This window comes from Fibrobacter sp., from assembly GCF_017545445.1.
GTDB lineage: Bacteria > Fibrobacterota > Fibrobacteria > Fibrobacterales > Fibrobacteraceae > Fibrobacter.
The window spans coordinates 1-7,917 of sequence record NZ_JAFWOM010000147.1 but is presented as its reverse complement, the minus strand read 5'-3'; the positions used below and the strand labels follow the sequence as shown (position 1 = coordinate 7,917).

The 7,917-nt window shown below is 49.8% G+C and carries 6 protein-coding genes and 1 tRNA gene; 1 reads left to right on the top strand and 6 read right to left on the bottom strand.

Going from position 1 to position 7,917, the window contains the following annotated elements; all coding sequences use genetic code 11:
* Window positions 1–454: 454 nt before the first annotated feature.
* The 6 genes from IKG78_RS17185 to IKG78_RS17160 form a co-directional block, all read right to left on the bottom strand.
* Window positions 455–583, bottom strand: coding sequence for a hypothetical protein (locus IKG78_RS17185; RefSeq protein ID WP_290945757.1), 129 nt, complete (start codon window positions 581–583; stop codon window positions 455–457).
* A 22-nt stretch (window positions 584–605) separates the two neighbouring features.
* Window positions 606–679: transfer RNA gene (locus IKG78_RS17180), tRNA-Pro, on the bottom strand.
* Between the two features lie 94 nt (window positions 680–773).
* Window positions 774–1,229 (bottom strand): Smr/MutS family protein, encoded by a 456-nt coding sequence (locus IKG78_RS17175; RefSeq protein ID WP_290945754.1) that lies wholly within the window; start codon window positions 1,227–1,229, stop codon window positions 774–776.
* Window positions 1,230–1,342: 113 nt separating this feature from the next.
* Complete coding sequence (locus IKG78_RS17170) at window positions 1,343–1,930, bottom strand: hypothetical protein (RefSeq protein WP_290945752.1); 588 nt, start codon at window positions 1,928–1,930, stop codon at window positions 1,343–1,345.
* Window positions 1,931–2,484: 554 nt separating this feature from the next.
* A complete protein-coding gene (murA, locus tag IKG78_RS17165; protein ID WP_290945750.1) occupies window positions 2,485–3,759 on the bottom strand; it encodes a UDP-N-acetylglucosamine 1-carboxyvinyltransferase in 1,275 nt (424 codons plus the stop codon).
* Between the two features lie 5 nt (window positions 3,760–3,764).
* Window positions 3,765–4,565 carry an RDD family protein gene (locus tag IKG78_RS17160; protein WP_290945748.1) on the bottom strand — a complete coding sequence of 267 codons (801 nt, stop codon included), beginning with the start codon at window positions 4,563–4,565 and terminating at the stop codon, window positions 3,765–3,767.
* Between the two features lie 66 nt (window positions 4,566–4,631).
* Here IKG78_RS17160 and rapA point away from each other — a divergent pair, with 66 nt between their 5' ends.
* Window positions 4,632–7,622: an RNA polymerase-associated protein RapA gene (rapA, locus tag IKG78_RS17155; protein ID WP_290945746.1), complete on the top strand. Its 2,991-nt coding sequence runs from the start codon at window positions 4,632–4,634 to the stop codon at window positions 7,620–7,622.
* The last annotated feature ends 295 nt before the right edge of the window (window positions 7,623–7,917 follow it).

Genomic DNA, 7,917 nt, shown 5'->3' with positions numbered 1-7,917 from the left:
GTAGTTGAATTAGGTTCGAAGGAGCAGGATCCAGTCACTTTTCTAATGGTTAAATGCCAAATGCGAAAAGCATAAAAAGTCTCCGGTTAAAAGCCGGATGCTTTTTTTTCGTCTTTCATCTGTAGGCCGAAATCTCATAAATCCGGTGGCTTCACTTATGGACCCTCTTTTTCCAAATGCTAAATGCATGGAAATGCAAAAGCGACTGGTTTATACTAGTTGCTTTTTTCATAAAATGTTTGAATTGTCATCTTGGAGGCAGGGAGTGCCGATAGGATCCTTTGAAAATTCTAAAAGGCCTCCGGTTTTGCATGGGTGGTTCACTTTTTCTCGGAATAGCGAGATTAGACAAAACCCTCACTTCGTTTCGCATTTTGCCCTCCGGGTTTTGGCTTGCGCCAAAATCTCAAATTTGTTCATTGTTCACTTCGTTCACGGAACAATTTAGTGACGCCTACGGCGTCCGCTGCATCGGCTCGATCATGACATCCCGCAAGCGGTCTGTCGCGACGCTCGCCTCGCTGCTACTCGAACTCACTTCGTGAGTTCTCATCTCGCACGATACAAATAAGGAAAGAGCCATCCTTCGGATGACTCTTCTCTTATCGGAATAGCGAGATTCGAACTCACGACCTCTTGCTCCCGAAGCAAGCGCTCTACCAGGCTGAGCTATATTCCGTTTTGTCTTGACTCTCGTCTTTGACGCGCACAATTATAGTTAATTTTAATGGAGTTTTAAAGGGGTTAGTGTAAAAAAAAGTGATTTTTTTTGATTATTTCTTCTTTTTGGGGGCTTGTGGGCGAGGTTTGCCGATTTTCATGATGCTGGAACCAGCGTTATCGGGCTCGACTTTATAAAATATGACGCGATTTTTCCATTCGGAGCGGACTTTGCGGTCGATGATTCGTTTGACGTTTCCGTATTCGGGGTTGCCGCCGCCGTGGATGACTCGCAAAACGCTCAGGCCTGCGATGAGCAAGTCGTCGATGCGGCGTTCTACGGCTTCGGCGGCTTCTTCGGAGGTGAATCCGTGAAGGTCAATTTCGTCTTCGGGGTTGGGGAGTTCCCATGCGGCGGGGTTACGGCGCATTTTCTTGCCGCGTGCGGCACGTTGCGGCTTAGCCTCGGCTTCCGCTTCGGCTTGGATTTCTGCAAGTTCGTCTTTGTCTTGCATGGGGTGATTCTTGATCCACTCTAACTGAAATTCTTCTTCTGCATTTAAAGGCATTGTCTTTCCTGCTTTTTAGCGAAATATAAAAAATACTTCATTTAAATGTGTAAGGCGATCCCGGAACTGTGTCCGGGATGACAATTCGGGGAACTTTGTGTTGGGGAGGGCTTTTAGAGAACTGTCGTGAAATTTCCGTGGTAATTCCAGCTCCATTGTTCGGGGTGCTCGGCAATCCACGTTTCGATTTCGCTTGCGATTGCTGTGACGAGCGGACTGTTGTCGATTGTTGCTGTTGCTCGTTCTTCGTTTGAGTTTGCGGGCATTCCGTTTGCTGGGCCTGTATGCTTTTCGTTGCTGTGTAGAGCGTCATACTTTGGCGGGTAATAATTCTCGAAGCGGATGACGATTCGTTTTGAGCGGCTTTGGCTGTTGTCGTTTTCTGTCCAAGTGCGGAAAATGACGATGCCAGCTCCCATGTCATTTACTTTTTTAGGGAGCCGCAAGTAAAGCGTCGAGGGCTGGCCGAATAGCGAAACGGTGTTTCCTTTGGTGTGCTTGCCTTGATCGACGACCATTGCGAGGATTCCTTTGGTGCGGAATAGTTCGCGGATAAGGCGGCTTGTTTCTTCGGGGTGGTATTCTATGAGGTGTGGATCGCTGCGGAGTTCCTTGAGCACGTCGCGAAATGCAGAATCTCCGACGGAATCGGTAATCAAGTGAACATGTTTGCTGTAGCGGCAAAGACTGCGATGCAACAATTCGAATGCTCCTTGGTGGATGCTGATGGCCGCGATGGGCTTGTCTGCGGCTGCGCATTCTGCAATTGCATTTTGGATGATATACTCGTTTTCATAGACGATGCTGTCTGAGGTGTTTTTAATGTGGGCTAATCCTCGGTAAGAATCGATTGCATTCCAAAAAATTCCATGGAAAACGTCTCGTGCAGTAATGTCTTGTAGTGATTTTTTGTTACGTAGTTTGTTAATTTGCTGGGCGTTTAAATGGGGAAAACCTTCTTCTTTGACGTATTTATTTGCTTTTTCGAGATGTTGTTCAACTCGTCCATATGCGCGTTTTTTGTGAAGCGCTTTGTATATCGGGAATATAACGGTAAATAAAGCTGCGAAAAAAAAGTCTGGTAATCGTAGCAGAATTTGTAGCGCAATTTTATATGAAATGTATTTTATTTTGTGCAAGCTTGTTAGATACATTGTTGTAAAAATAGTCAAATCAGCTATAACTTAAAAGCACTTGATTAAAAAAATCAAGTGCTTTTAATTGCTAGGCTTCGTTGCGATTTTTCTCCTATCTTCTATTCCCTTGCATCTGGGTTGAATCGCTTGACGGTTGCTCCGATTTGGGCCATCTTGGCTTCGAAGTTTTCGTAACCGCGGTCGAGATGGTAAATGCGGCTGATGGTCGTTTCGCCTTCAGCGATAAGGCCTGCGAGCACGAGTGCTGCGCTTGCGCGGAGGTCGGAACCCATGATGTCAGCGCCTTCGAGCGGGAGGCCGCCTTTGATGGTCGCCGTGTTGCCGTTCAGCTGGATGGATGCACCCAAGCGTTCGAGTTCTGCGACGTGCTTGAAACGGTCGTTATAGACGGTGTCTTGGATGAGGCTGTTTCCCGGAATGGAGAGGAGGGTTGCCATGAAGGGGGCCTGCATGTCCGTCGGGAATCCTGGGAACGGGAGCGTCGAGAGGCTCATCGGCTTGAGTTCTTGCTGGCGTGCATCGACTTCGGCCCAGTCGGCACCGACGTTTACCTTGCAGCCGATTTCGCGGAATGCGTCGAGCGTGGAGGCGATGTGTTCCGGGATGATGTGCGTGACTTTGACGCGACCGCGTGTGATGGCGGCGGCACAGAGGAACGTGCCTGCTTCGATGCGGTCGGGAATGGTTACGCCTGTTCCCGGGCGGAGCGATTCAACGCCTTGGACAGTGAGGGTTCGCGTGCCGCGGCCTTGAATCTTTGCACCCATGTTGGTGAGGTAATCAATGAGGTTATCGATTTCGGGTTCGAGGGCGGCGTTCTGCAAGACGCTCACGCCTTTGGCAAGCGTTGCCGCCATGAGCACGTTGACGGTAGCGCCTACGCTAGAAATCGGGAAGTTGAAGTTTCCGCCGGGGAGGCGGCCTTCGCAGGTGGCTTCGACGTAACCGTGTGTGACGTTGATTTTTGCGCCGAGAGCTTCGAGGCCTTTGAGGTGCAAATCGACAGGGCGCGGGCCCCAAGCGCATCCGCCGGGGAGTGAGACGCGGCAACGTCCGAATCTGGCTACGAGCGGGCCGAGCACGTAAAAGCTTGCGCGCATCGTTTTCACGAGTTCATACGGAGCTTCCAAGTGGTCAACGCCGCGGGTGTCGATTCTCAGAACGTGGCTTCCGCCGTTGATATGGCAGCCGATGACGCGGAGCACGTCGGACATGGTCTTCATGTCTTTGAGGTGCGGGACGTTCGTGATTTCAGATACGCCTTCGGCGAGGAGTGCTGCCGCCATGACTGCAAGAACAGCGTTCTTTGCGCCAGAAATTTCGATTTCACCGTTGACGGGTGCCTTGACTTGCGGGACGATAAATTGATCCATATAAGTTAAACCTCTTTATTACTTTCGTTGCTGTTCTCTTCGCTAGTTTCTGGATTGTTTTTGAGTTCGATAACGTCGTGGACGACGCGAGTCCTTGCGATAAAGTCGTGCAATGCCCTTTTTTGCGGATCCACGAGGACGATAAGGTAGCCCAACCCGTAAAAATAAATTGTCGCTTGCGTTATAATGGTGGCGATAAAGCGGAAAATCGAGAATGCCCACGAAATGCGTTCCCCGTCGGCAGTTTCCACATGGATGTGCAGCAATTTCTTGCCCGGCGTAGCTGCAAAAATCGCATGGAATACAATAAAGTAAATTGCTTGGAGTACTGAAAAAATCGTAAAGAACGTGGATACTCCAGGGATTTCAAACGCTTTTGATACAAGTTCCGTGGAAGAGGGGTTGTCAACGTATTGCTGGGCAATTTCGGAGACGGCGTTGAGGTCGATTACGCCTGCGGCGCTCATGATGTAAAGGAAAATCGCCCCTAGAAGAGAAAGAATTAAGTTGTCTATAATAAAGGCGTTTGCTCGTACAAAAAATCCTGCAAATCTTTTTTGCTGCATTCTGCTTTGCAGCAACGTTTCGATTGTTTGCTTGAGAATTTCTTCTTCGGTTTGTTCCGGTTCTTCGCTTGCTTCGGGAAAATCCTTCCAAGCTTTCCAATTTGTTTCGCCGCTATGCCAGACAAGAGTTTCGTCTGTTATTTTGCCTTCGTTGACAAAATTCCTGATTTCATCGATAGTATAAGGACCTTGACGCCGGTCTCCATCGGTGATTGATGTGTCAATATAAAACCATTTCATGTTATGCAATAATTTAGTAAAAAGTTCGCAAGCCGAATTTTCGAAAAAAATGTAAATTTAGGGGTTATGATGATGTTTAAAATTGGTCAGCGCTACGTCAGCCAAGCCGAACCTACCCTGGGGCTTGGTATTGTTTCCGAAGTTCAGGGCCGTACTGTTAAAATTTTGTATCCCGCTATTGGTCAAGTTCGTATTTACAGGACCGATGGCGCTCCTATTGAACGTTTTGTGTTGCAAGTGGGCGAGTCTGTCAAGAGCGAAAAGGGAGTCTCCTTTGTCGTTGATTCTGTCCGTGAAGATTCTGGTATTATGGTTTATGTGGCCCGCAACGGCAAGGAAATGAAGGAGTCCGAGCTGAGTTCGAAGATTTCGACGGCTCGACCGGCGGTGCTCTTTAAGGCTTTGGCTGATGACGAAGTTTGCTCGGCGCGTGATTTTTTGCGTCATGAAGATGCGATGGAAATGTATTACAAGTGGCTCTCGTCGCCGGTTCGCGGCATGATTGGCCCGCGTGTGAGCATGATTCCGCACCAGTATTACCTTTGCTACCGTGCATGCTCTAGTTCGACGCTCCCGAGGCTTATGCTTTCGGACGAAGTGGGGCTTGGAAAGACGATTGAAGCCGGCATGATTTGGCATGCCCTCAAATCGAGAGGCCGCATCCAGCGTACGCTCGTGATTGTCCCGGAGACGTTGAAGCACCAGTGGATGATCGAGATGAAGCGCCGCTTCAACCAGCTCTTTACGCTTGTCGATGAAGGCTACATTCGCGGACTCTTCGTGGGTGTCGCAAAGGACGAGACGAAACCGAACCCGTTCTTGCAAAGTAACGACATCATCGTGTCCATCGACTTTTTGATGGCTCAGCCTGCGTTGATTGAAGACCTCTTGAAGACGAACTGGGACATGACCATCATTGACGAAGCCCACCATCTGGTGTGCGAGGACGGTTTCACGAGCCACGAGTATATGCTGGCGAACAGGGTGATTGCTCGCTCGAAGGGCGTGCTGCTTTTGACGGGAACGCCGTTGCAGTTGCATCCTGAATCGCAGTTCAACCGCCTCAAGATGCTTGATCCGGTGCGTTTTGCCGATTACAATGACTTTATCAAGGATCAGGAAACGTATCTCAAGTTGGTGAGGGATTTGAACAAGTTGCCGACGGATCCGAACCACCAGATGAGCTGGGATGATTTGTACGCCTGCGTTCCGAAAAACTCGAAAATCCGTCCGTGGCTGGAACAAGAAAATTCAAAGTCGATGACGGCGGGCGAATGGATGCGCCGCATCGTCGATGGCATGGGCACGGGTTCTGTCGTGTTCCGCAATACGCGTAAGGGTGTGGGCGGTTTCCCGAAGCGAGTGCTTGATGAAATTCCGCTCGAACCGAATCCGGCTTACCGCGAAATGGTGGAGGTTGCTGCCGACCGCGACCTCGAAGCTTCGACGGACATTCAGGAAAACGGTCTCCTTTGTACAAGGTTCTCTGATGCTTGGCATTTGGACGAACGCTTTGTATGGCTCAAGGGGTTCCTCAAAGAATATAAGAACGAAAAGGTTTTGCTGATTTGCGAATCGATTCAGGTGGTGCAAGCTCTTGAAACGTTGCTCTTGGAATTTTTGGGCGAGGGCGCGTTCGTGATGTTCCACGAAGACATGAGCATCATGGCGCGTGACAAGGCCGCTGCAAACTTTAGCAAGCCCGATGGGGCGAATTTGCTCATCGCATCTGAAATCGGCTCGGAAGGCCGCAACTTCCAGTTCTCGCATCACTTGGTGTTGTTCGACTTGCCGCTCGATGCTGCACTTGTGGAACAACGTATTGGCCGATTGGACCGCATTGGGCAGGACAAGGATATCATCATCCATGTGCCTTACGTGAAAGGCTCCGGCCAAGAAGTGATGTTCCGCTGGTACAACGAGGGCTTGAATTCGTTCGGTGCTCCGCTTATGAGCGGTGGCGAACTCTTCCTCAAATACACGGAAGCGTTGATTGAAGCTTTGGCGACGCCGACTCTAAGCCTCGATAACTTTGTAAAGAATGTGATTCCGCAAGTCAAGAAAGATTGCGAACAAATGCGAAAGAATATCGAGAACGGTCGCGACCGTTTGCTCGAATTTAACTCCCGCAATCCCGAAAAGGCTAAAGAAATCACGGATGAAATCCGTGAACTGGATGCGGAACCGGAACTCAAGAATCTCGTGTTCGATTCCTTGATAAACCGCGGACTCGATGTCGAGAAGAGCTCTGTGCCGGATTGCTTCCTCATTACGATGGGGCCGCAAGTCGAAGCGGGTTCTGTGCCGGGCATGCCTGATTTGGCGATGGCTGCGTATAGCGCTGGCGGTGGTCGCGTGAACAGCCAGACGGATTTGTGCGGCGAAGGCGGTGGCGATTCCGATGGCGACGGTCGCGTGAGCGGTGGCACTTGCATGACGGTGACGTTCGATCGCGATGTCGCAATGACTCACGACGATATTGAATTTATCAGCTTGGATCATCCGCTGGCTCAGGGCGTGTTCGACTATGAAACGGGCTTGGGTCGCGGGACGGTCTCTTGTGCTGTTTGGCCGAACTCCGGCTTGCGCGGACTCATGATGCAGTATAATTTTGCGGTAGAGCTGCCTGTGTCCGAAGAATGGGGCTGTGCAGACATTGCCGGGCCGAAGTATTTCAAGGTCTTGGTGAACGCAAAGGGCGAAAACATGTCTGAACATTTTGAAGAGTTTTCGAATGCGGCTCTCAAGGATGTGGGCGTGCCGCAGGGGAATGCCGCTGTCGATATGATGCTCCGTTACTTTGCTAAAGACGGTCTCGCAAAAGCTCGCTTAATCGTTTCGGAACAAGCGAAAAAGTACGCCGAAGAAGCGGCAAATGCCGTGGAAGCGCGTTCGGAACAGGAATACCAGCGAATGAACCACTTGCTCTCTATGCGTGGAAAAGCTGGCACAAGCGAAGCCCTCAAGCAACTCCGCAAGAACGTTCAGGAACGCAAAAAAATTGTCGCGAATCCGCAACTCCGTTTGGATGCCATTCGCCTAGTAGTGTGCAAATAGGTAATAGGTTGTAGGTTTTAGGTTACAGGTTGGTTTGGTGCTTTCGGCTCGATTATAAAACCTAATACCTAAAACCTTTTTATCGTAAAATAATCAATACATACTTGCCTTCCTTTGTCTAAGAATTTAGATTAATAAGATGGAGGTGGTATGAAATTTAGGCTTAAGTGTCATTTGGTCGACTTGGTACCTGCATTACTTTGCCACTGGTAGGCACCATGCAGGTTGATGTCGAGCTTCTCGGCTCCCCGGAAGAGATTGCGCTTCGTAAAACCGATCTTCGCCTCGGGGCCGT

Bases quoted from the DNA above. Each gene is read 5' to 3' on its own strand.
- IKG78_RS17160 (WP_290945748.1), bottom strand. From the start codon at position 4,565: ATGAAATGGTTTTATATTGACACATCAATCACCGATGGAGACCGGCGT.
- IKG78_RS17175 (WP_290945754.1), bottom strand. From the start codon at position 1,229: ATGCCTTTAAATGCAGAAGAAGAATTTCAGTTAGAGTGGATCAAGAAT.
- rapA (WP_290945746.1), top strand. From the start codon at position 4,632: ATGATGATGTTTAAAATTGGTCAGCGCTACGTCAGCCAAGCCGAACCT.
- murA (WP_290945750.1), bottom strand. From the start codon at position 3,759: ATGGATCAATTTATCGTCCCGCAAGTCAAGGCACCCGTCAACGGTGAA.
- IKG78_RS17185 (WP_290945757.1), bottom strand. From the start codon at position 583: ATGGCTCTTTCCTTATTTGTATCGTGCGAGATGAGAACTCACGAAGTG.